Origin of the sequence: Treponema sp. SP13 (assembly GCF_050938355.1) — a bacterium.
GTDB lineage: Bacteria > Spirochaetota > Spirochaetia > Treponematales > Treponemataceae > Treponema_D > Treponema_D socranskii.
The window spans coordinates 229065-249532 of the sequence record NZ_JADOVM010000003.1 but is presented as its reverse complement, the minus strand read 5'-3'; the positions used below and the strand labels follow the sequence as shown (position 1 = coordinate 249532).

At 51.5% G+C, this 20468-nt stretch carries 19 protein-coding genes; 15 read left to right on the top strand and 4 right to left on the bottom strand.

The features are described from left to right. The first annotated feature begins 637 nt into the window (after positions 1-637). The 7 genes from IZU26_RS07365 to IZU26_RS07335 all read left to right on the top strand — a co-directional run bounded on the left by IZU26_RS07365 (position 638) and on the right by IZU26_RS07335 (position 7613). Positions 638-1222: a hypothetical protein gene (locus IZU26_RS07365; RefSeq protein ID WP_433277930.1), complete on the top strand. Its 585-nt coding sequence runs from the start codon at positions 638-640 to the stop codon at positions 1220-1222. Between the two features lie 130 nt (positions 1223-1352). Further along, positions 1353-2387: a hypothetical protein gene (locus IZU26_RS07360; protein ID WP_310822323.1), complete on the top strand. Its 1035-nt coding sequence runs from the start codon at positions 1353-1355 to the stop codon at positions 2385-2387. Between the two features lie 73 nt (positions 2388-2460). Continuing rightward, the gene (locus IZU26_RS07355; RefSeq protein ID WP_021329538.1) at positions 2461-3069 is read left to right on the top strand and encodes a helix-turn-helix domain-containing protein; all 609 of its coding nucleotides are present in this window, start codon (positions 2461-2463) and stop codon (positions 3067-3069) included. A gap of 105 nt (positions 3070-3174) precedes the next feature. Beyond that, entirely contained in the window at positions 3175-3387 is a 213-nt protein-coding gene (gene rpsU, locus IZU26_RS07350; RefSeq protein ID WP_016520808.1) for a 30S ribosomal protein S21, read from the top strand. A 199-nt stretch (positions 3388-3586) separates the two neighbouring features. Beyond that, positions 3587-4534 carry a PilZ domain-containing protein gene (locus IZU26_RS07345; RefSeq protein ID WP_021329542.1) on the top strand — a complete coding sequence of 316 codons (948 nt, stop codon included), beginning with the start codon at positions 3587-3589 and terminating at the stop codon, positions 4532-4534. A gap of 1 nt (position 4535) precedes the next feature. After that, positions 4536-5702: a tetratricopeptide repeat protein gene (locus IZU26_RS07340; protein ID WP_433277927.1), complete on the top strand. Its 1167-nt coding sequence runs from the start codon at positions 4536-4538 to the stop codon at positions 5700-5702. Positions 5703-5714: 12 nt separating this feature from the next. Then, positions 5715-7613 (top strand): FAD-dependent oxidoreductase, encoded by a 1899-nt coding sequence (locus tag IZU26_RS07335; RefSeq protein WP_433277925.1) that lies wholly within the window; start codon positions 5715-5717, stop codon positions 7611-7613. A gap of 160 nt (positions 7614-7773) precedes the next feature. Here the strand turns inward: IZU26_RS07335 and IZU26_RS07330 are convergent, their stop codons facing one another. The 4 genes from IZU26_RS07330 to murB form a co-directional block, all read right to left on the bottom strand. Further along, on the bottom strand, positions 7774-8274 hold the full coding sequence (locus tag IZU26_RS07330; RefSeq protein ID WP_433277923.1) for a DUF192 domain-containing protein: 501 nt from the start codon (positions 8272-8274) through the stop codon (positions 7774-7776). A gap of 53 nt (positions 8275-8327) precedes the next feature. Beyond that, complete coding sequence (locus tag IZU26_RS07325; protein ID WP_433277921.1) at positions 8328-8870, bottom strand: hypothetical protein; 543 nt, start codon at positions 8868-8870, stop codon at positions 8328-8330. A gap of 25 nt (positions 8871-8895) precedes the next feature. Then, positions 8896-10086, bottom strand: a complete 1191-nt coding sequence (locus tag IZU26_RS07320) for a Crp/Fnr family transcriptional regulator (protein WP_021329401.1) — start codon at positions 10084-10086, stop codon at positions 8896-8898. An 83-nt stretch (positions 10087-10169) separates the two neighbouring features. Then, the gene (murB, locus tag IZU26_RS07315) at positions 10170-11102 is read right to left on the bottom strand and encodes a UDP-N-acetylmuramate dehydrogenase (RefSeq protein WP_433277919.1); all 933 of its coding nucleotides are present in this window, start codon (positions 11100-11102) and stop codon (positions 10170-10172) included. Between the two features lie 49 nt (positions 11103-11151). Here murB and cysS point away from each other — a divergent pair, with 49 nt between their 5' ends. The 8 genes from cysS (at position 11152) to IZU26_RS07275 (ending at position 20447) form a co-directional block, all read left to right on the top strand. Further along, positions 11152-12621, top strand: coding sequence for a cysteine--tRNA ligase (gene cysS / locus IZU26_RS07310; RefSeq protein WP_433277917.1), 1470 nt, complete (start codon positions 11152-11154; stop codon positions 12619-12621). 15 nt (positions 12622-12636) lie between these two features. Then, on the top strand, positions 12637-13206 hold the full coding sequence (locus IZU26_RS07305; protein ID WP_433277915.1) for an RNA polymerase sigma factor: 570 nt from the start codon (positions 12637-12639) through the stop codon (positions 13204-13206). Continuing rightward, positions 13187-13909, top strand: coding sequence for a zf-HC2 domain-containing protein (locus IZU26_RS07300; RefSeq protein ID WP_433277913.1), 723 nt, complete (start codon positions 13187-13189; stop codon positions 13907-13909). The genes IZU26_RS07305 and IZU26_RS07300 overlap by 20 nt, the downstream gene beginning before the upstream one ends. Then, a complete protein-coding gene (locus IZU26_RS07295) occupies positions 13906-15612 on the top strand; it encodes a transglutaminase domain-containing protein (RefSeq protein ID WP_433277911.1) in 1707 nt (568 codons plus the stop codon). The genes IZU26_RS07300 and IZU26_RS07295 overlap by 4 nt, the downstream gene beginning before the upstream one ends. A 49-nt stretch (positions 15613-15661) precedes the next feature. Continuing rightward, the gene (gene pyrH / locus IZU26_RS07290; RefSeq protein WP_375164337.1) at positions 15662-16360 is read left to right on the top strand and encodes a UMP kinase; all 699 of its coding nucleotides are present in this window, start codon (positions 15662-15664) and stop codon (positions 16358-16360) included. A gap of 250 nt (positions 16361-16610) precedes the next feature. Continuing rightward, complete coding sequence (locus IZU26_RS07285) at positions 16611-18749, top strand: methyl-accepting chemotaxis protein (protein WP_433277909.1); 2139 nt, start codon at positions 16611-16613, stop codon at positions 18747-18749. Between the two features lie 356 nt (positions 18750-19105). Beyond that, on the top strand, positions 19106-19696 hold the full coding sequence (locus IZU26_RS07280; protein WP_433277907.1) for a DUF937 domain-containing protein: 591 nt from the start codon (positions 19106-19108) through the stop codon (positions 19694-19696). Between the two features lie 19 nt (positions 19697-19715). Continuing rightward, on the top strand, positions 19716-20447 hold the full coding sequence (locus tag IZU26_RS07275) for a hypothetical protein (protein ID WP_433277905.1): 732 nt from the start codon (positions 19716-19718) through the stop codon (positions 20445-20447). Positions 20448-20468: the final 21 nt, after the last annotated feature.

The following is a 20468-nucleotide window of genomic DNA, read 5'->3' as shown; positions in this document are numbered from 1 at the left end:
GAACGGCTTTTATACAGTATCGGGTCGGAAGAGTCATAAAAGCCGACTGCACTTCCTTATGAGGACACAAAGCGCGGCATTTATGCGCGCTTTGTGATAGGAGACGCTCAGCGATTGCTGTACAGAAAGCTTCGCTTCGTTCAATGCACGGCATGGAGGCCGTGTCGCATCTTGGCAAAACGGCTGCGTATTTTTGCGAAGCAAAAATACGGTAGTGAGCGGGCTGTCTCAAAAGTCGGTTACTTTTTCGACAGCCTGTCGAGTTTAAAATTAAGTCTTTATATCGCAATGACTTAATTTTAAACATCGCATAGTAAATCAAGGAAACTTTCCAAAAACTGAAGTTTTTGGAAAACCGCGAACGGCCACTGCTCGGAATCTTATAGGAAGTCGAGAGTTGAAAAACGGCTTTGCCGTTTTTCTCTCATAGGAGACGCTCAGCGATTGCTGCGCGGGGAACTTCGCGCTTCGCGCTCGTTGCAAGTCCCGCACTGCTCGCAATCGTATAAGAAGTCGGGAGTTGAAAAACGGCAAAGCCGTTTTTCTTTTATTGGAGACGCTCGGCAATTCCTGCGCACTGCTCGGAATTGCCGAGCTCTTGCTTTTTTTATACTTCTCATTGTACACTGGAGGCGTTATGAAGAAAATTACGGCTGTTATGGTGACTTCGGCGGTGTGCGGTGCGCTTTTATTTGTCGCCTGCCGCACGGTAAAAGATATCCCTGAAGATTTGACTTCGACGCAGCTCATCCAGCTGGGGCAAAACGCGTACGGAAGCGCGCAGTACAAAAACGCGGAAATCTACTACAAGACGGTGATCGCGCGTTACGGCATCGATTCGTCGGTCTATGTGGAAGCGCGTTATGAACTCGGTCATCTTTATCTGAAGCAGAAAAAATACACGGCGGCGTACGCGTCATTTAAAGAAATCCTCGATATGTACGCATCGACGACGCCGGATGTGCTGCCGGGCGCGTACAATAAATTGGCCGAAATCGGCATGCAGCGGATTCCGAAAAACAAATTGCCGAAAACAAAATCGAGCGAAGTGCAGACGGATGCCGGAACAAAAGGGAAAAGCGCGAATACGGCAAACGAAGCGGCAGCCGTACGGGAAACGCAGGGTACGGATGTACAAAAATCGCAGACCGTCGATGCGCAAGGATCACAGGCTGCCGAATCTTCGGCTGAAGCAAAAGAAGGAACGCAGTCGGCGGAATAAAAAATACCGGCCGCCATACCTCAGGGCGGATCGGTATTTTCCCCATTCGAAGCTTAAACGAAACATTGACGAACGACGTTTCGTTTGTTAAAATTCATAGTATTATTAATAAAGGACGATCGATACGGAAATGACTACTTCTCCCGTCGATATCAAACACATCTACGATACCGACAACATCGCGCGCAGCAAGGATGACAAAGGCATCGTCATCCTCACGGAAAAGCAAAAAAAACTCATCGACGATCTGCTCGTATACATGAGCGAAGCGGATGCCGAGCGCGTATTGATAATCAAAGACCGGATGAAAGACCTCGAACACCTCGCGCGCGCAATCGCACTGTTTCCGTCGCTGCTGGAACAGCACGATTTGCCGGGCGGCATGCGTACGCCGAAAACGCTCGTGGAAATGCTCATCGACAATCGGGAAGCCGGAGATCGTACGCTGCTTTTGCCGTCGAAAGCGAGCCTCGGCAAAGGCTTTCTCGTTGCAAAAATGCACACATTTTCTTCGCTTTCAAAACAGAGCACGCGGATCAAAGCGCCCGCGTCTCTTTCAGAAGAGCTCATGACCGAAGCGGTTACGATGATGTTTTCGCTGTTAGCCGAAGACGTATATTTGAATTTGATCGCAGACAAAACGTTGTCGCGCGAAATCCGCCGTCAATGGGGCTATTCGCTGCTCATGCTGTGGGAATACCGCACGGATGACCGAATCCAAGTTATCGCGCCCATCCTGAACGAAGTGTGGACGGCACGCAGAAAACTCGCTCCCGCTTTCGGCACAATGATGGGCACGAGCGAACTCCTGCTCATTTCGATGCAGATGGACGGCCAGTGGCTCGGTTTTATTAAAAATAAATTAAGCGATCCCGGCGTCTCTCAAGCGATGGAAGAATTTCTGTTCGGCATTTCGTACGAGCAGATTTCGCAGCTGCGCACGATTTTGCGCACAAAAGGCATTGCGGCTATCGGGCGCGACGAAGTGGCGGATTATCTCGGTACGCATATTAAAACGGATGCGGGGCTCGATTACCGCGATTTTTATTCATTGTATACGATCCGCAGGGACGATGCGCGCGAACGGGCGCGGATGAAGCTGCAGGGGCCGCACAAAACGCTCGAAGATTACTTTATCCAATTTGTCACCGAGCAAAACGTATAAATCGAATAGTGCTCTCTGCAGCTCGGCGGATTACGAATGAGAGGCGGCGAAAACCGCACGAGGAGAGGAAGCGATGACACAAAACAATTCAGCCGGTAAAAAAGAGAGCAAACGAGTGCCTTATCATTTCGGCGAAAAGCTGCGTATGGTGCGCGAACACAAAGGCATGACGCTCAAAGTCGTCGCCGAAAAAGCGGGAGTGAGCGAAAGCCTCGTGTCGCAGATCGAGCGCAATAAAGTTTCTCCCGCGATCGATACGCTGCTTGCGCTCGCGGACGCGCTCGACATCAATCTCGAATTTTTATTCGAAGAATATCGGCGCAAGCGTCCGGTCAAAATCACGCGCAGCGACGAACGGCGGACGATTTCGGAAGACGACGTCATATACGAAGAACTTGCAGTATCGGACAGATCGGAAAAAGAAAATCGGTTTGAAGCGTACGCAATAAAAATGAAGCCGCATTCCCGCACGCACCGCGGTTCGTACGGTCATATCGGCTGGGAACTGGGCGTCGTCGTCAAAGGCGTCATCACGCTCAAATACGAAGAAGAAACATACGAACTGAAAGCGGGAGACAGCGCTTCGTTTCCCGCAGGCTCGTCGCACATGCTCGAAAATAAAACGAAAGAAAACGCGGAAGCGATTTGGATCGTCACGCCGCCGCAGCGCTTTACGGAATAGCAAAACAGAATTTAAAAAATATCGATACCGGTCTTGCAAAATAAGGGCATTGTATGCTATAGTACAGACCTTACTCGGTATACCGGTCAGAAGGGGGCGAATGAGATGGCGACTATTGCAGTCGATGATTCCGAAAACCTTGAAAAAGCGATCAAACGTTTTAAAAGAATGGTAGAAAAAGAAGGCATCATTCGCGAATACAAAAAACGCGAATTTTATGAAAAGCCCTCTACGATTTTAAATCGCAAAAACAAAGCGCTTCAGCGCAAGCTGATGAAAAAAACGCACCCGCGTCACGAATCGAAATCGGCATATTGATACGAGAAGTTTGCTGTATCCCGCGCCGATTCCGTGCGTTCCCCGCATTTTGCAGCCGGAACGCACGGCACACGTGCCTGCCCTCCGCGGCGGGCGTTTTTGTTTGCCGACCGGAGGCGCTTTTCCGGCAGCGATATCCCGTATTGCACGACAGCCCGTATCGTTGACGAACGCATACCAATCGATTATCATTTAAAATATGGCGATCGCTACCAACCAGCAGATAACGAATTATTACGATTCCTACTGCGATAAAGAAGTGATTTTTTCGCGTGAAATTCTGCACACGCTCCGCGTCGCTCCCCGTGAAATATACATCAAATGCGGCGGCAATCAATGGCCGTGCATTATCAATTCAACGTCGCTTTTAGCGGCAAAGATAATTCTCGGAAAGACGGGAGGCGCGTTCACGGCGATCACACAAAAAAACGCTCCTCCGGTCAGCCTGCGTTTTTGTTTTTTTATCGACAAAGGTACGGAAACGATGAGTTTTTTTATCGCGGGAAAAGTGACGAACACGGCTCAGTACACGGATTCGAAAGACCTCGCCGTCGTAACGCTCACGTATACGCAGCGACCGCCCGACGATTTTATCGTAAAGATCGGTACGCTCATCGAAGCGAATATCAATTTTATAAAGCGCAGAGAAGAGCGCATCGTCATGACAAGCGAAGCCCGGTACCGGCTCGGTATCGAAAAAGAAGATACGATCATCTACGTGCAAAATGTGCCGCGTAAGTGCATTTTGCGCGATCTGTCGTTTTCAGGCGCAAAGGTCGTTTTGCTCGGAGTGCCGAAATTCGTAAGCGGAAAAGAAACCGTGCTGCGCATCGTTTTCGACGATCCGGCGGAAACGCTGGACATACGCGGCTCGATCGTCGGTGCCGATTTTGCCGAAGGCCGTCAGGACATCGTTACCGCGAGCATCAAGTTCGATGAAAAAGCCGTACCCACCGCGTACAAACTGCACATCAACGATTACCTTACGATGACGAAAAAGAATCTCCTCGATGCCTCTTCTCAAATGCAAAATGCGCCGACGCAGACGGTCGAACAGGCGGCCGCCGTTATGAAAGCGCGTCTCAATGCGGCAGCTTCCCGCGGCACGTCTATACAAAATATTCCCCATACGATAGCAGGAACATAATATGAATCCGTCAAATCCGCTCGACACGATCTATTACATCAAACTTCCCGAAGGCTTTTCGTTGTCCCGAAATGCAATGAGAATCGATCCGGAGATTCCGCTGCCGGTGCAAAAAAAAGACAGAGACGCGCCCGGCACCTTCAATGCCGAAGAATTGACGCAGGAGCAGATCCTCGCAGGTATCCTCACCGTGCTCGCTTACGACAAACACAACGAACACACGGACTATTATCGCTCGCTGCTGCAAAAAGCGCGGCCGAACATCAAAAGGGAGCTTTCCGAAGGGGCGATCTTAAAAGCGAAAAACGAAGACTACGATATCGCAGAAGAAATGTTTTCCGCGCTGCGCGGACTCGATCCCGACGATATGACGACCGTGCTCAATACGGCGCTCTTTTTCGACGAACGCGCAAATTCATATCGCCGTTCGGGATTGAACGAAGATGCCGATGCGTACGACAACGATGCACTCGGCTATTACAAAGCCGCGATGGATGCCGAACCCGCGATTCCCGATGCGTTTTTCAACGCGGGATTTTTTTACCTCAAACAGTACGCATACCGAGAAGCGAAAGACTGCTTTGAAACCTACATCGCGCTCACCTGTGACGTGCCGGATGCTTCTCTCGGCGAAAACGGTATATATAAAAAAGAGCGCGCACAGGAGATCGTCGACAATATCCGCAATCAAAATATGGACGACGCGCATTTTAAAGCCGCCTACGATTTGATTTCATCGGGACAGGAAGAAAAGGGGCTCGAAGAGATCAAACGATTTATCAAAACGAATCAAAAAGTGTGGAACGCGTGGTTTATGCTCGGCTGGGGACTTCGCAGACTCGGACGTTATGAAAACGCGGAACAGGCGTTTTTGGAATCGCTTGCGTGCCCCGGAGGAGAGACGAACTGCGATACGTACAACGAGCTTGCGATCTGCCGCATGGAACAAAACGATCTTGCGGGAGCAAAACGCTATCTTTCGCGCGCTCTCTCGCTCGATCCCGAAAACACGAAAATCATATCGAATTTGGGATTCGTCGCGCTGAAAGAAAACGATGGCGAAAAAGCGAAACAGTATTTTGCGGCGGCGCTCGAAATCGCCCCCGACGATAAAATCGCAGCGTCGGAATTATTGAAATTGGAAAAAGCGGAAAACGGAAATACGTAAACAGGAGTTTTTATGCACACGGATTTTATCGGGCGTATCGTACGGAGATTTACGGTACTGGGTATCGCTGCGATCACAGCGGTATTTTTTTCATGCGGAAAACCGAAGATCGCGTTCAAAGCGGGCGATTATACCGCGACCGCCGCCGGCAGAAACGGGGATATCAAAATCCGCGTTTTATTTACCGATTCGCGCATCAAAGAAATCAACGTCCTTGAAAGCGCGGAAACGGCCGGCTTGGGAGATGTCGCGATTGAAAAAATTGCGAAAAAAGTTATCGATGAGCAAACGCTTGCCGTCGATGCCGTCGCGGGTGCGACGATTTCATCGAAGGCACTGCTCGCAGCACTTGCCGACTGTGTAACGCAAGCCGGCGCGAATCCCGACGCGCTGAAAAAAAGTACGCGCGATGCGTCAGCTGCAAAATCCGAAACGTATTCCGCCGATATCGTGATCGTCGGAGCGGGAGCGGCCGGTCTCACTGCCGGAATCGCCGCGTCCGAAGCGGGTGCAAACGTCATCGTTTTGGAAAAAGGCGCAAGCGTCGCGGTGAGCAACGGAGCGGTCGCGGGCGGGCCTATCGCTGTCGGTACTCGCATTCAAAAAACGGAAGGCGAAAATCTTACGCTTGAGAAGTTGTATACGCACATGAACGATTTCGCAAACAGCACGATCAATTCGTCGCTGCTGCATAAATGCCTTGCCGTATCGGGGGAAACGATCGATATGATGCAGGATCTCGGTTTGGATATTTACCTCCGCAGAGATGCGTACGGAATCGGTTTCCGCGCCCGGCACGGTATCAAACAGAAAGGTGCCGACAGAATGCGCTTTCTCCGGGAAAAAATCGAATCGAAGGGCGGAAACTTTTTATTTGAAACGGCAGGGAAAAAGCTCATCGTAAAAGACGGGCACGTGATCGGTATCGAAGCGGAAAAATCGGACGGCACGAAAGTCATCGTCAACGCGAAAGCCGTTCTTGTCGCGACCGGCGGATATTTGGGCAGCGAAGAATTTATTCGGAAAAAATTCGGCAACATAACGGTAAATCCACTGGGCAATACGCTTTCGACCGGTGACGGTATTGCGATGATATTAGATGCGGGCGGAGTTGAAGACCGCAACTGGGGTATCGTCGCCAATGAATTTTCCGCCGCAAATAAAAAGGCGGGACAATGGACGATAAAATGCAATCAAAATTTACGTTTCGGCATTTACGGCGGTCTCATCGTCAATTCCGACGGCAACCGTTTTTTCAGCGAAGACGTCATGGCAAATAAACCTTTAAGCGGCGCGCAGTCGGCACTCAGGGAAGGAAAATATTACGCAGTAATGGACGACGCATATTACAAATCCGTATGCACGAAGGGAATTTTCGAAACGCTCGGAAAACCGCAAAGCTGGATTGCGGGCGAACGCAATCTGTCGGCGGAAGCGCCGGCATCGGCAGCCCATATCAAAATATTGACGGAAGCACCCTCTCAGCTTGCCGAAGCGATCGAACAGGGTTGGGCGTATAAAGCGGATACGATAGAAGAAGCGGCCTCTCATTTCGCTCTCACCGCTCTCGCAAAAACGGTAGCCCGCTACAATGCATTGTGCGCGACGGGCAAGGACGAAGATTTTTATAAAAATCCGGTATTCCTCACGCCCGTATCGAAGGGACCGTTTTACGTTTTCGAATATGAAACGAGCGCGTGGTGTACGCTTGGAGGTGTAAAAGTTGACGACAGTCTCCGTGCGCTCGACGCGAACAATAAGCCGATTCCCGGACTCTATGCCGCGGGTATCGACGCGGGAAGCGCGTTTACCGCACCGTATTACGATAATGAAGGTTCCGCATTCGGCATTTCGCTCAGCTCTGGAACGCTCGCGGGACGCACTATGGCGGCATACGTAAAAGAATTATAGGAGATGCAACTTAAGCTGCGGATGCGCGCGCTTCGAAAAGCCGCACGCATCAGTGCAAGTGCGCGAGGCCGACAAAGCGTCCGCGTACTTGCCGGCGCCTGCATTTCGCGCGCGGTGTGCCGCAGATGTTTACATTTCGCGTCCTGTGCCGCCGGCGTGCCTACTCCGCGTGCATGTCGAAATCGAAAACGAGCGTGTCGCCGACTTTTATATTGACGCGATCGAACCAGCCTTGGGGCACTTCGAGTGCATAGCGCACGCTCACGGAACTCTCGACGGGTGCGAGGCTGAACGGCGTCATATCGTATATGTCGCGGATGCGTCCGCTCGAATCGATGTACGCGATCGAAAGAGGATGCGGCGTATCTTTCATCCAAAACCTAAGCCGCTCGTCTTTGTCGAACACGAAGAGCATTCCCGTGCCGTCGGGGATGTTCTTGCGATTCATAAAACCCCGGCTCTGCTGGGCAGGGGTACTCGCCATTTCCGCGCGGACGCTCACCGTGCTGCCGTCTGCTCTTTTAAGCGTGAGAGTTTGCGCAGGTAATTTTTTCGTACATGATATAAAAAAGAGCGTTGTCAGCACAAAAATCAAGGTAAGTGCGCCGCTTTTTAGGACGGCCGTTTTTTCGATAATTTTACAGATTATTATTTTTTTCATCGATAATTCTTCCCTTTCTTTCGTACCGTGCAAAGGGCTTTGCATATCGTCCGTCACAGCGAGTCCAAAAACAGTTCGCGCGTCATTTCGGCGGCCGAAAGCGGAACGAGGGATGCGGCGTTCAATTCGTCGAAGACTTTCGTGTCTACATATTTGATCGCAAGCGGCCGCTCGAGGCTCATCGTCACGGTATCCGATTTCCACTCCGATTTTTCGGGCGACAGCGAGGTCGGGTTTCCGTATTTTTTGCACAGAGCGCTGAAGACGCTGTAGTGATCCATGCGTTCCCGATCGACATTGATGATCATAATATAGAGACGGCCCTTGTAAAATTGAAAATAGCACCGGTTGAGGAACGATGAAACGCCTCTCGCTTTTGCGTCGGTTTCTATGAGCACGCGGTTTTCACCGGGAAGCAGCGACACGTCCCGCTCTCCGTGATAGCCGAATTCGCCGTTTTTTTTCAAGCGTTCTTTTACTTCGTCGAGCGTCATGCCGAGCCGGATGCCGCCGTAGCCGAGGGGAAGTGCGTTTTGCGCGACAAGAACAAAAAGCGCGGTGAAAAAGAACAACGCAGCTGCGATCGTTTTTTTCATAGAAAACTCCGCATCACGCGCCCTGTTACGCGTTGTTGTTTTGCTTGCGGTAAAATGCCGCCTGTTTGACGAGTTCGCGGCAGTCGGGCACGAGGATTTTCCCGTTGATAAAGCGGACATGAGAATCGGACTGCAATCGGATGAGACTTTCGGCTTGCTGCTCTTTCGGGAGTCCGCACATATTCGCCAAATCATAGGGCGTCAAATCCGTTTGATACTGGACGTTTTGCTGAGAAAGATTGATTTTCGTTTTTTCAACTTGCAGCGCGAGGATATCGATAAGCTTGTGCAGCGGATCGTGCAGGTTCGCATTGTCGATTTGGCGGTACATCGACCACAAGCGGTCGGCGAGCATCGTCGTCAAGCGCGAGATGAGCTGGGGCTGGGTTGCGACCATCAAATCGAAGTTTTGCCGGTTTACCGCCATGAGTTTGCACGGTTCGTGCGCGATCGCGCTCGCCGATCGCGGCTTGTTTTCGAGCAGCGCCATTTCGCCGAACATATCGCCTTTTTTCAGCATCGCAAGGGTTACTTCGTTGCCGTCGACGACTTTCGAAATCTTCACTTGCCCTTCTTGGATGATAAACATGTCCGGGCCGTTTTGGCTTTCGGAAAATATCATCGTGCTTTTCGGATAGACGCGCATAAGGTCGGGCGTCGATTCGAAATACACCGCATGCGTGCGCTCTTTGAGTACGATAAAACGCTCTTTTGCGCGCCCCGCATTGAGACCGCGCGGACAGGCTTTGAGATATTGATAATAGGCGTATACCGCGATGTCGGAAAAACCCGCTTTATCGTAATAGTCGGCGACGTCGAATATGTGTTCGGGCGTATCGGCGACGACGTTGTTGAGCGTCAACTTTGTCAGCGTTTCGTTCATGGAGCGCATACCGTTTGCAAAGGTGCGGATAATCTTCATGGCGACGGGCGTATTGCGCATGATGAGTTCGGGGTATTGATCGCGGCGGACGGAAATACCGGTGACGTCGGTGATGGCGATAACGGTTTCGATTTGAGAATGCCCCGACATACACGGGATAACGCCGACGAAGTCTCCCGGTCCGAGTAGTTTAATCGGGCCGCCGGGCGCATCGGTCGCTTTAAAACAGCGGACATTGCCGCTTTGAATGATAAAGAAGCGATCGCTTTCTGCCTTCCCTTCAACGACGAGGTAAGATCCTTTTCTAAAATTTACAAATGATAATTGCAGCAATTCGATTCGCCCTCTGTTTTATAAGTATAAATTCCACTGCCTTGTTTGTCAATCTTTAAAATCGGCATAAATTCAACTTATCTTTACCGTATTCCGCAAAATAATATTTCACATTCGAGCGTAAATCCCGTCTTTTGCCGCACGATTTCGACGATGTGATCTACGAGAACGCGCACATCTTCCGCCGTCGCGCCTCCGGTGTTGACGATAAAGTTTCCGTGCCACGGAGCAATCTGCGCGCCGCCGGAGCGCATCCCCTTCAATCCCGCTTCGTCGATGATTTTTCCCGACGGCTTTCCGAATGCACGGTTGTTTTTGAACACGCTTCCGGCACTCGGAAATTTAAAATGCCCCTTTGCACTTCGCTCGGCGACGCAGGTTCTGCAGCGCTCGGCGATTTCGTTTTTTTTGTCTTCGGAAAGCTTTTTCGTTTTAAAAACCGCGCGCGTAACGATTCGAGGCGTATTTTGAAAGGGCGATATTTTATAATCCCAATCCGCTGCGTTGAAGCGGTAGGTTTTTTCTTCGAGCGTAGAGCCGTCGATATAGCGGACTTCGGAGAGGATATCGCTTACGGATACGTCAAAGCATCTTGCGTTCATGCAGACAGCTCCCCCTGCGCTCCCGGGAAGCCCCGCAAACGTTTCGAGCCCCGAGAGAACATGCTCCGTACAAAACGAAACGACGGACGAAACGGAAGCGCCCGCTCCGCACGCGACACATTCGTCTGCGGTTTCGATATCGCAGAGTGCGCTCATAGAAACGACGGCACCTTCAAAGCCCTTGTCCGATACGACGATATTGCTTCCCCCTCCGAGCACGAAATACGGCACGGCATCGGCCTTTAGAACCGAAAGCGTAAAGCGGAGAGACGAAACATCGAAGGGTTCTATAAAAAGAGGCGCCGGCCCTCCGATGCGGAAAGTCGTATGATTTGCCATCGTTTCGGAAAAGAGAATGCGGCCTTTAAAATCGTCCGTATTGAATTTTTCAGCCGTTTCGCGTATGCTTGTCATCACGCTACAGTATACTGAAAACGTCTATACTTTTCGATAGGGATTGCTTATGGGATTACGGGTATTCAATACGATGGGACGGGAAATGCAGGATTTCGTGCCGATTACGCCGGGCTTCGTCGGCTTTTACGGCTGCGGTCCGACGGTGTATAATTATGCACACATCGGAAACCTGCGCGCATACGTGTTTCTCGACATACTCGACCGCACGCTTTCCTACCTCGGCTACGATAAAAAGCATGTCATGAACATCACCGATATCGGGCACCTTACGGGCGATGACGATTCGGGTGAAGATAAAATCGTCAAGACTGCGAAAGAACGCCATCAATCGGTGCTCGAAGTCGCGCAGTTTTATACGGATGCGTTTTTTAAAGATTTGGATGCGCTCAATATCCGCCGTCCCGACGTCGTGTGCAAAGCGACCGATCACGTTTCCGATATGATCGAATTGATAAAGCGTATCGAAGCGAACGGTCATACCTATATGTCCGGCGGAAACCTCTATTATGACGTGTCCACGTATGCCGATTACGGAAAGCTTGCAAACCTCCGCCTCGACGATCAAAAAGCCGGAGCGAGAGTCGGCGTCGATGAAAACAAACGCAATCCCTACGATTTCGTATTGTGGTTTACAAAATCGAAATTTGAAAATCAGGCGCTGTCGTGGGAAAGCCCCTGGGGAAAAGGCTATCCCGGCTGGCATATCGAGTGCTCGGCGATGAGCATGAAATACCTCGGCGATCATTTCGACATTCACACCGGCGGCATCGACCATATCCCGATCCACCACACGAATGAAATCGCCCAGTCGGAAGGCGCAACCGGCAAAAAATGGGTTAACTATTGGCTGCACAACGAATTCCTCGTCGTCAAAAGCGACGCGTCCGGAGACGGAGACAAAATGTCGAAGTCCGCGGGGAATTTTCTGCGTCTTCAAACGCTCGCCGATAAGGGCTACGACGCGCTCGACTACCGCTATTTTTTGCTCGGCGCTCAGTACCGAAGCCAAGTGTTTTTCAGCTGGGATGCGATGGAAAGCGCAAAAAACGCGCGGAAAGCGCTCGTAAAACGCGCCGCGCAGATTATCGAAGCATCTCACGGAAAAGCCTCTTCTTCGCTCGGAAAAAAAGCACAAGGTTATATCGATTCTTTTAAAGCCGCGCTCGAAAACGATCTTGCAACTCCTCAGGCGATGAGTGCGCTGCACCTTGCGGTAAAAGATGCGGAACTGAAAGCGGAAGAAGCGCTTTCGCTCATCAAAACGATGGACGGCGTGCTCGCGCTCAAAATCGAAGCGGAAGCGGCAAAGCTCGAGTCCGCCGCGGTTATCGAAACGCACGAAGGAGACGCGGAAGCGGCCGAAATCGATGCCCTCGTCGCGGAACGGACGGCGGCGAAAAAAGCGAAGGATTTCGCAAAAGCCGACAAAATCAGAGGAGATTTGGCTTCGCGAGGCATCGTCATCACCGATACGCCGGAGGGGCCGGTGTGGAAGCGGACGGCGAAGCAGCCGTAACTTTTTGGAGTTATCGTGTTTACTACGGTAGAGGAAAATCAATCGGGATCGTCTCATCCGCTCAACGCGGGCAATCCCGCAGATTTTAAAACGATATACGACGCGACGATGCCGCTTTTGTTCCGCATTTCGTACAGGGTTGTTTCCGACGAAGAAGCGGCGGAAGATTTGGCACACGATTCGCTCATCAAAGCGAACGAAAAAGAACTCGTCTTTCCGTCGCTCAACGATGCGAAGTATTGGCTCATCCGCGTCGTAAAAAACGCATCGCTCAACTACATCAAGCGGAAAGGCCGTGAACGGAAAGCGTATCAAAAAGCGCTGTACGAAGATCATCGGACGGCGCCGTCGGGTGAAACCGACGTGCTGAAAGCGGAAGCCGCAAAAAAAGCGCGTGAAGCCCTCGCACAGCTTCCGGAAAAGCTCCGCGAAGTTTTGATCTTGCGCGAATACGGAGATTTGAATTATAAAGAAATCGGAAAAACGCTCGGCATTACGGAAGGAAACGTAAAGGTCCGTGTGTTTCGCGCACGCGAACAGCTGTCGAAATTATTAGGAGAAGACGATGTCTACCTGCCCCAGTAACGATATCCATTCGGTGTATCTCGATAACGAACTTCCCGAAACATACGTCGCGTTGTACGAAGCGCACATCAAATCGTGCCCGAAGTGCGCGGCCAAGCTTGCATCTCTTCGTGCCGCAAGCGCCGCGCTGGGAACGGATGCGGCCGCTATGACATTGGATGAAGCTTCTCTCGGCAAAAGCTGGGAACGTCTCCAAGCGCGGCTGAGCTACAGTAAAACGACAAAACGCGTGTACCGCTTTCCCGTTCACAATTTCCGATACGCCCTTTCCGCAGCGGCGGCGGCCGCGGTTTTTGCGCTTATCATACCCGTACGCATTCTCCGCTCGCCGGGTGCGGTGCAGACCGCCGCGATCAATCCGATTTCACGAAGCACAAGCGTCGAGCTTGCAAAAAACAACGTCGTCATCAACGGCAATATCGAACAGCCGCACGCATTCGTGCCGTCTCGGGCGGATGAAACATACGGCACAAATGCGGAATACCGCACGGCTTTCGATGCGTCTTTCGGCGCATTCGACGGCACCCGTTTCGATGTATCGCGGTCGGTAGAGCGGCAGCTCGAAGACGTCGATCTTTTCCGCCCCGACTTTGCGAACGGCAACACGCTGGCAATTAAAATCGGCATACCTGAAATCGGTTTCGTTCCGCCGACTGCCGATATAGATTTTGCAAACGGACAGCTTGTGAGTTCGCTCAAGTGATTTCATCCGGACAATTCAGCTATTCATTCAGAAAGTCGCCGCTGTTTCGGACGATGTGCGCCGCGGCACTTATCGCGTTCGTATGCTGCATCGTTTTAATAATCACAATGCGGATGCGGCGAAAACCCGTCATCGAAAAGCTCGACCCTCCCATCGGCGCTCCGGGCGATCTCGTCGTCATTAAAGGAAAACATTTCGGCAGCATCAAAAATGAAGGTTATGTCGAATTCGCAGGCAGCAAACTCACCGCAAGCTCGTATATCTCGTGGACCGACACGGAGATCAAAGTCGTGTTACCCGCGAACGTCGGTGACGGACTCGTCTTTGTCGGAACGAAAACGAGCCGATCCGAGCCGTCTTTTTTTACAAACGAGCGGGAGATCCCCGTCGCCGTCCGCCCGAAAGCGCAAACCGCCGTTCCGTTTATCGCATCGGTTTCAAACGCTTCTCCCGCAGTCGGCGACCTCATCGTCATATTCGGAAAAAATTTCGGCAATACGCACGATACGGCGGACGTGTATTTTACGACGGAACGGGAAACGCCGCCGAACCGCAGCGCGCTTTCATACGAAACCGGAACGGCCGGCACATTACATATCCCCGCGAGCAAAAGCGATTTCGATTACGAATTTTGGAGCGACACCGAAATCCGCGTGCGCGTTCCCGACGGAGCAGCTTCGGGAACGCTGTATATCGAAACGCCGGCCGGCCGTTCCGCTCCGCAAAAAATTCTTATCGATTCGCGCGCAGGTTCGAAAGCGTACGGCATGCAGCGCACGTATATCGCGCAGCTCGCAGCCGATATAAACAACGTCGAAACAAAACAGCCGGCGACGATCAGGTTTTACTTTCCGCGGCCGGTACTCACCGCAGCCCAACCCTTTGCGGAACTCACCGAATGCGAACCCGAGCCCGCAATCGCCGATTATCAAAATACGATCGTCCATCAGCTGCAGGCGACTAAAGGCCCGTCTCCGGCAAAACGGCGCTTTTCACAAAATTTCGTCATTTCGGTATACGAAGTCAAAAGCGCCGTCCAGCCGAAATACATACGGCCGTATACGGATATGAACAAAGCGCTCTATGCGGCGGCAACGCGCGCGGATAAATTTATTCCGTCGGATGACAGAGCCGTTACGAACCTTGCCGCAGCGATTGTCGGAAAAGAGACGAACCCCTATCTCAAAGCGAAGCTCATCTATTCTTATATGCTCGACAATTACAAATTGCGCGATGCCGCCTCAAAACCCGAATCGCCCCTCAATCTCATAAAAAACAAGCGAGGCGACGCCTATTGTTTCGCCCTGCTCTACACCGCGCTGCTTCGGGCTACAGGCATTCCCGCGCTTGCAGACTGCGGCGTACTCGTCGACCGCGATCTGCATACGCGCAATCACTGGTGGTGCGAATTCTACCTGCACGGCATCGGATGGATTCCCGCCGATCCCTCCCTCGGAGCCGGACTTTCGTACGAAGGTTGGAGTGAAACGGGAGACGCGCGAAATTATTATTTCGGCAATCTCGATTCGCAGCACATCACGTTTACTCGCGGCATCAACGATTTGAAACCCGCCGCGGGCAACACGAAAACCGTACAGCATCCGCGCGGTTACGCACTTCAATCCGTCTGGGAAGAATCCTCGCAGGGTACCGTCCAATACAGTTCGTTTTGGGCAGATCCCGCGATCCTCGGCGTATATTAAAATCACACAGCTTGCGTTTGCAATCGATTGGTTTTATAATAGCGCTATGATAACGAAAATTCTTTCCGTCGGCGGATCGATCATCGCTCCCGACAAACCGGATGTCGAATTCCTAAACAACTTTATCGCAACGGCACGTGCGTGGCTCGACGCGGAACAAGGACGCCGCCTCATCTTCGTTTCGGGAGGAGGTGCTCCCGCACGCATTTATCAAACCGCCTATCGAGACGTACTCGGAAAATCGGGCGGAAAAACGCAGGACGATGCGGCAGATTGGATCGGCATCATGGCGACGCGGCTCAATGCGGAGCTTTTAAAAGCCTGCTGCGGTGACCTCTGCCGTGACGGCGTCGTCTCCGATCCGACGGCGGATATTTCATTCACCGGAAAAATTCTCGTCGCGTCGGGATGGAAGCCGGGTTTTTCGACGGATAACGACGCCGTATTGCTCGCTGAAAAATTCGGCGCGGACACGGTCGTCAATCTTTCAAATATAGAAAAAGTGTACACGGACGATCCGCGCTCCAATCCCGATGCAAAGCCGATCGATACGATCTGCTGGAAAGATTTCCGCAAAATCGTCGGCGATACGTGGATACCCGGAAAAAACGTACCCTTCGATCCGATTGCAAGCAAAAAAGCCGCTTCTCTTTCCCTGACGGTGATCTGCGCGTCGGGGAAAAACATCGCAAACATAAAAAATATCCTCGACGGCAAAAATTTTGTCGGAACGAAGATTACAGGCTGAGACGGAGAACGTGCGGCACGACGCAGTCGAACGCGAGCGTGACGGGTACTGTCGCGCTGCGGTTGCAGACGCACCGCACTCTTATGAATCCGTATGATTTATTACCCGTGCTCCATAAAACCTGATTTCCGTGCACAATACGTTTGCACGATACGTTTGCACAGTGGACGTAATTCGATAAAACACATATACTATAAGAATAGAGTGAAGGGGTATTCCAACAGATACACAAAAGGAGCCTTGCTGAATTATGGAAAATAACGCCACAGCCCATAAAACACAAATAAACGATGCGACCGGAAAAAAACTGTTTTCAATCCGTAAAAAATTAATTATTATTTTCGGCGGCCTAATCGCCGCAGCGATACTTATCGAGAGTGTGCTCGCGATTCGTACCGCACGTAAAGCAGTCATCGAAAAAGTCGAAGCGCATCTCATCGACAAAGCTACCGATACGGCTGAAATCATCGACGGCAGAATAAACGCACTTTTCCAATTTCTCGAAGGCATAGCGCGTATGCCTTCGCTGTACAAATCTTCTTACTCATATGCGGAACGAGTCGCCTTATTAAAAAAAGAAGCGGCACAAAACGCTTCCATCGTCGAACTCGATATAACCAATCCTCAGGGAACGTTTTATTATGACGGCGGCACCGTCCAAGTCGCCGACAGAGTATGGTTTCAAACCGCGCTTTCGGGGAAAAATTTTATTTCCGAACCGTATATCGAGCGGGCAAATCATACGCTTGTCGTTACGCTCGCCGTTCCGATCTATAACGAAAATGAAGACATCTGTGCGGTTTTGTCCGCCGACATTTCCGGTCTCCAACTGCGGGATAATATTAAAGATATCGTCATCGGGCAAACGGGGAACTGCTATATTATCGGTTCGACGGGAACATCCATCGCCGACCAGGATGCCGAACTTGTAACGAGAATGTCCAACTCTTCCGAAGAGGCAAAAACGGATCCTACAATGGTTTCCATCGGAGCATTTGAATCCAAAGCCGTAGCTTCGACGGAACCCCTCATAGGTTCGTATACATACAAAGGCGTTTCAAAAGTCGCGGCAGCTGCAAAGCTTCGTACCGCCGACTGGACGGTCGTTATCAACGCTCCGTATGAAGAATTTATGGGGGAAGTAAATGCGTTGAGCCGTTCGATGCTTATCATCGGCATATTCATTTTAATTACGGTATTCGGTATTATTTATTTTATCGCTACGCAAATGGTTAAACCCGTTCGGCTCGCGGCAAACGCTTTGAAAGATATCGCACAGGGTGAAGGAGATTTGACCGTGCGCTTGCCGATCAGCGGTAACGATGAAGTGACGGACGTATGCGAATACTTTAACGAAACGATCGAAAAAATCGGCGCGTCGATACGAACCGTCGATACAAACAGCAACACGATGACCGATATCGGAAACGACCTCGCGTCGAATATGACCGAAACCGCAAGCGCCGTTCACGAAATCAGCGCGAACATCGACGGCGTTAAACAGCAGGCGCTGACGCAAAGCACAAGCGTTACCGAAACCGCAGCGACAATCGAAGAGATTATCCGTACGATCAGACAGCTCAACAACAACATCGAAGCACAGGCGGCAAGCGTCACGCAGTCTTCCGCGTCGGTAGAAGAAATGGTGGCAAACATCGCGGCGATCGGAAAAACCCTCGACAGAACCGACGAAGCCATAAAAAATCTTGCATCCGCAACCAGCGAAGGCAAGGGAACGCTCGTAACATCGAACGACGTAACGCAAAAGATCACCGAAGAATCGGGTTCGCTCATGGAAGCGTCGAGCGTCATTCAGCATATCGCAAGCCAAACGAACTTACTCGCCATGAACGCTGCGATTGAAGCGGCACACGCGGGCGAAGCGGGAAAAGGCTTTGCCGTCGTCGCCGACGAAATCCGTAAACTTGCCGAAGATTCAGCGACGCAGGGAAAAGCGATAACGTCAACATTGAAAACGCTCTCGGGAGAAATCGAAACGCTTTCGACATCTTCCAAAACCGTCGAAGAAAAATTCAATGCGATCTTTAATTTGGCCGAACAGGTAAAAGAAATGAGTGCCCGCCTCACGGAAGCCATGAAAGAACAGGAAAACGGCAGTAAAGAAGTGCTCAGCGCAATTAAAAACATCAACGCGGTAACGATGGAAGTACAAACGGGTTCCGAAGAGATGCTCAAAGGCGGCGAAGGCGTTGCACGGGAAATGCGCAAACTTGACGATTTGACGCGCATCATCACCGACAGTATGAATGAAATGGCGTCGGGGGCAGTGGAAATCAATAAAGCCGTTCAGGAAGTAAACACGCTGACGCGAAAAAATAAACAAAGCATCGACAATTTGGCGGTTGAAGTCGGAAAGTTTAAGATATAAGCGCCGAATTACCGCGCCGCATCGGCATATCCGCACGCTTTTCGCCTGCTTTTGCAGCCGGCAGTTATTTTGTTGTGCATTCTCTTCGGGCGCCTGCGTGCGCTGTCGGGGGGATAATCGGCGCGGTATAATTTTCGACGATACGCATTTGTGCGAAAGAGCCGGTCGGGTATTGCCCGATGCGCTGCCGTTTTCGCGTACATTGCAGCGTATGCATACGGAAATTTATTCGTGCGGAGGGTTTAATACCCCGACGCTTGCGTCGTAACAAAGGGTATTAAAGCCGATTGCAACCACCTTATGAGAACAACATACCCCGACGCTTGCGTCGGGGGTGTTGATTCACGGAGGAAAATATGGACGCATCATCGATACTGACGACATTGTTGGGCTCATCGAGCGTTTCGAATATCGGCAAAGCGTGCGATGCCGACACCGGCACGGTCAGCACGGTTCTCGCCGAAGCCGTGCCCGCACTCTTAAAAGGAGCGGGCAAACAAGCGGCCGATAAAGCATCGGCAAAGAGCTTTGCGTCCGCGCTCGCCGAGCACGCGGGCGTAAGTACGGCGAATCTCGGCACCTTTATGAAAAACGTCGATTTGGACGACGGCGCAAAGATCATCAAGCATTTACTCGGATCGAGCGCAGCTTCTACGACGAAGTCTATCGCAAAGACGGCGGGCACCGATGCCGGGACCGTATCGAGCATTCTTGCGGCGGCAGCTCCTCTTTTGATGAGCTTGCTCGGAAAAAGCGCCGGAACCGATACGTCGAGCGCCGCGCTTTCGACGCTGATCGGCGGCGTTATGAAAAACGTAAACGTCGGCGATGTACTTGGAAGTCTTTTGAGCACATCGGGTGCGAAAACGCAAGGAACGGCAAAAAAATCCGGAACGTCCGATACTGCGAAGCTCGCAGGCAATTTGCTCAAGGGATTATTAAAATAAATAATTTACGGGAGTATATATGGCGGTAAAACACAGGATCGTATCGGCTTCGACGGGAAAAACGGTGCGGGCGGCACCGAATGCAGGCGGACAATCGGGAAGCGCGCTGCCGCTTCGACTCGCCGCAGTCGTACTGTGGATTTTTGCGATCGCATTTGAAGTGCTCGCGTTGTGCGCGATGACGGAAAAGATCGTCATCCCGTTTTTTGCAAATCTTTCTCCGCTTGTCGCGGGAATCGTTTTGCTCGTCATCGATTTTATTTTCGTCGTCGCGGGAGCTCAATTTTGGAAAAAGGCGAACCGCATCGCACCTGCGTCGGAAGCGAATGCGCTGAAGTTTTGGCTGTGGAACAATATGGGCGTCATCGCGTGTGCGGCGGCTTTTGTTCCGTTTATCGTCCTTTTGCTTTTGAATAAAGATACGGACAAACGCACGAAAGCGGTCGGCATAGCAGCGGCGGCGATCCTGCTCATCATCGGAGGACTTGCAAGTTACGACTTCGATCCCGTGTCGGCGGAATCCTACGCGCAGGCGGCGGGTACGCAGCAAGTGTATTGGACGCCGCACGGCAAACGTTTTCATACGCACGAAGACTGCTCGGCGTTGAGCAGAACGGAAGAGCTTACCGCGGGGAGCGTACAGGAAGCGATCGATGCGGGACGTGAGACGCTGTGCAAAATCTGCGAAAAGCGCGACGCCGCCTTGATCGAAAAAATAAAACAGACGCCGAAAGAAAAAGACGCGGCATAGCGATACGCCGTTTGTCGGCCG

Excerpts from the sequence above, each read along its gene's own strand:
- IZU26_RS07300 (WP_433277913.1), top strand. The coding sequence starts at position 13,187 with ATGTCTACCTGCCCCAGTAACGATATCCATTCGGTGTATCTCGATAAC.
- IZU26_RS07360 (WP_310822323.1), top strand. The coding sequence starts at position 1,353 with ATGACTACTTCTCCCGTCGATATCAAACACATCTACGATACCGACAAC.
- IZU26_RS07335 (WP_433277925.1), top strand. The coding sequence starts at position 5,715 with ATGCACACGGATTTTATCGGGCGTATCGTACGGAGATTTACGGTACTG.
- IZU26_RS07340 (WP_433277927.1), top strand. The coding sequence starts at position 4,536 with ATGAATCCGTCAAATCCGCTCGACACGATCTATTACATCAAACTTCCC.
- IZU26_RS07330 (WP_433277923.1), bottom strand. The coding sequence starts at position 8,274 with ATGAAAAAAATAATAATCTGTAAAATTATCGAAAAAACGGCCGTCCTA.
- murB (WP_433277919.1), bottom strand. The coding sequence starts at position 11,102 with ATGACAAGCATACGCGAAACGGCTGAAAAATTCAATACGGACGATTTT.
- IZU26_RS07280 (WP_433277907.1), top strand. The coding sequence starts at position 19,106 with ATGGACGCATCATCGATACTGACGACATTGTTGGGCTCATCGAGCGTT.
- cysS (WP_433277917.1), top strand. The coding sequence starts at position 11,152 with ATGGGATTACGGGTATTCAATACGATGGGACGGGAAATGCAGGATTTC.
- rpsU (WP_016520808.1), top strand. The coding sequence starts at position 3,175 with ATGGCGACTATTGCAGTCGATGATTCCGAAAACCTTGAAAAAGCGATC.
- IZU26_RS07355 (WP_021329538.1), top strand. The coding sequence starts at position 2,461 with ATGACACAAAACAATTCAGCCGGTAAAAAAGAGAGCAAACGAGTGCCT.
- IZU26_RS07365 (WP_433277930.1), top strand. The coding sequence starts at position 638 with ATGAAGAAAATTACGGCTGTTATGGTGACTTCGGCGGTGTGCGGTGCG.
- IZU26_RS07275 (WP_433277905.1), top strand. The coding sequence starts at position 19,716 with ATGGCGGTAAAACACAGGATCGTATCGGCTTCGACGGGAAAAACGGTG.
- IZU26_RS07325 (WP_433277921.1), bottom strand. The coding sequence starts at position 8,870 with ATGAAAAAAACGATCGCAGCTGCGTTGTTCTTTTTCACCGCGCTTTTT.
- IZU26_RS07285 (WP_433277909.1), top strand. The coding sequence starts at position 16,611 with ATGGAAAATAACGCCACAGCCCATAAAACACAAATAAACGATGCGACC.
- IZU26_RS07345 (WP_021329542.1), top strand. The coding sequence starts at position 3,587 with ATGGCGATCGCTACCAACCAGCAGATAACGAATTATTACGATTCCTAC.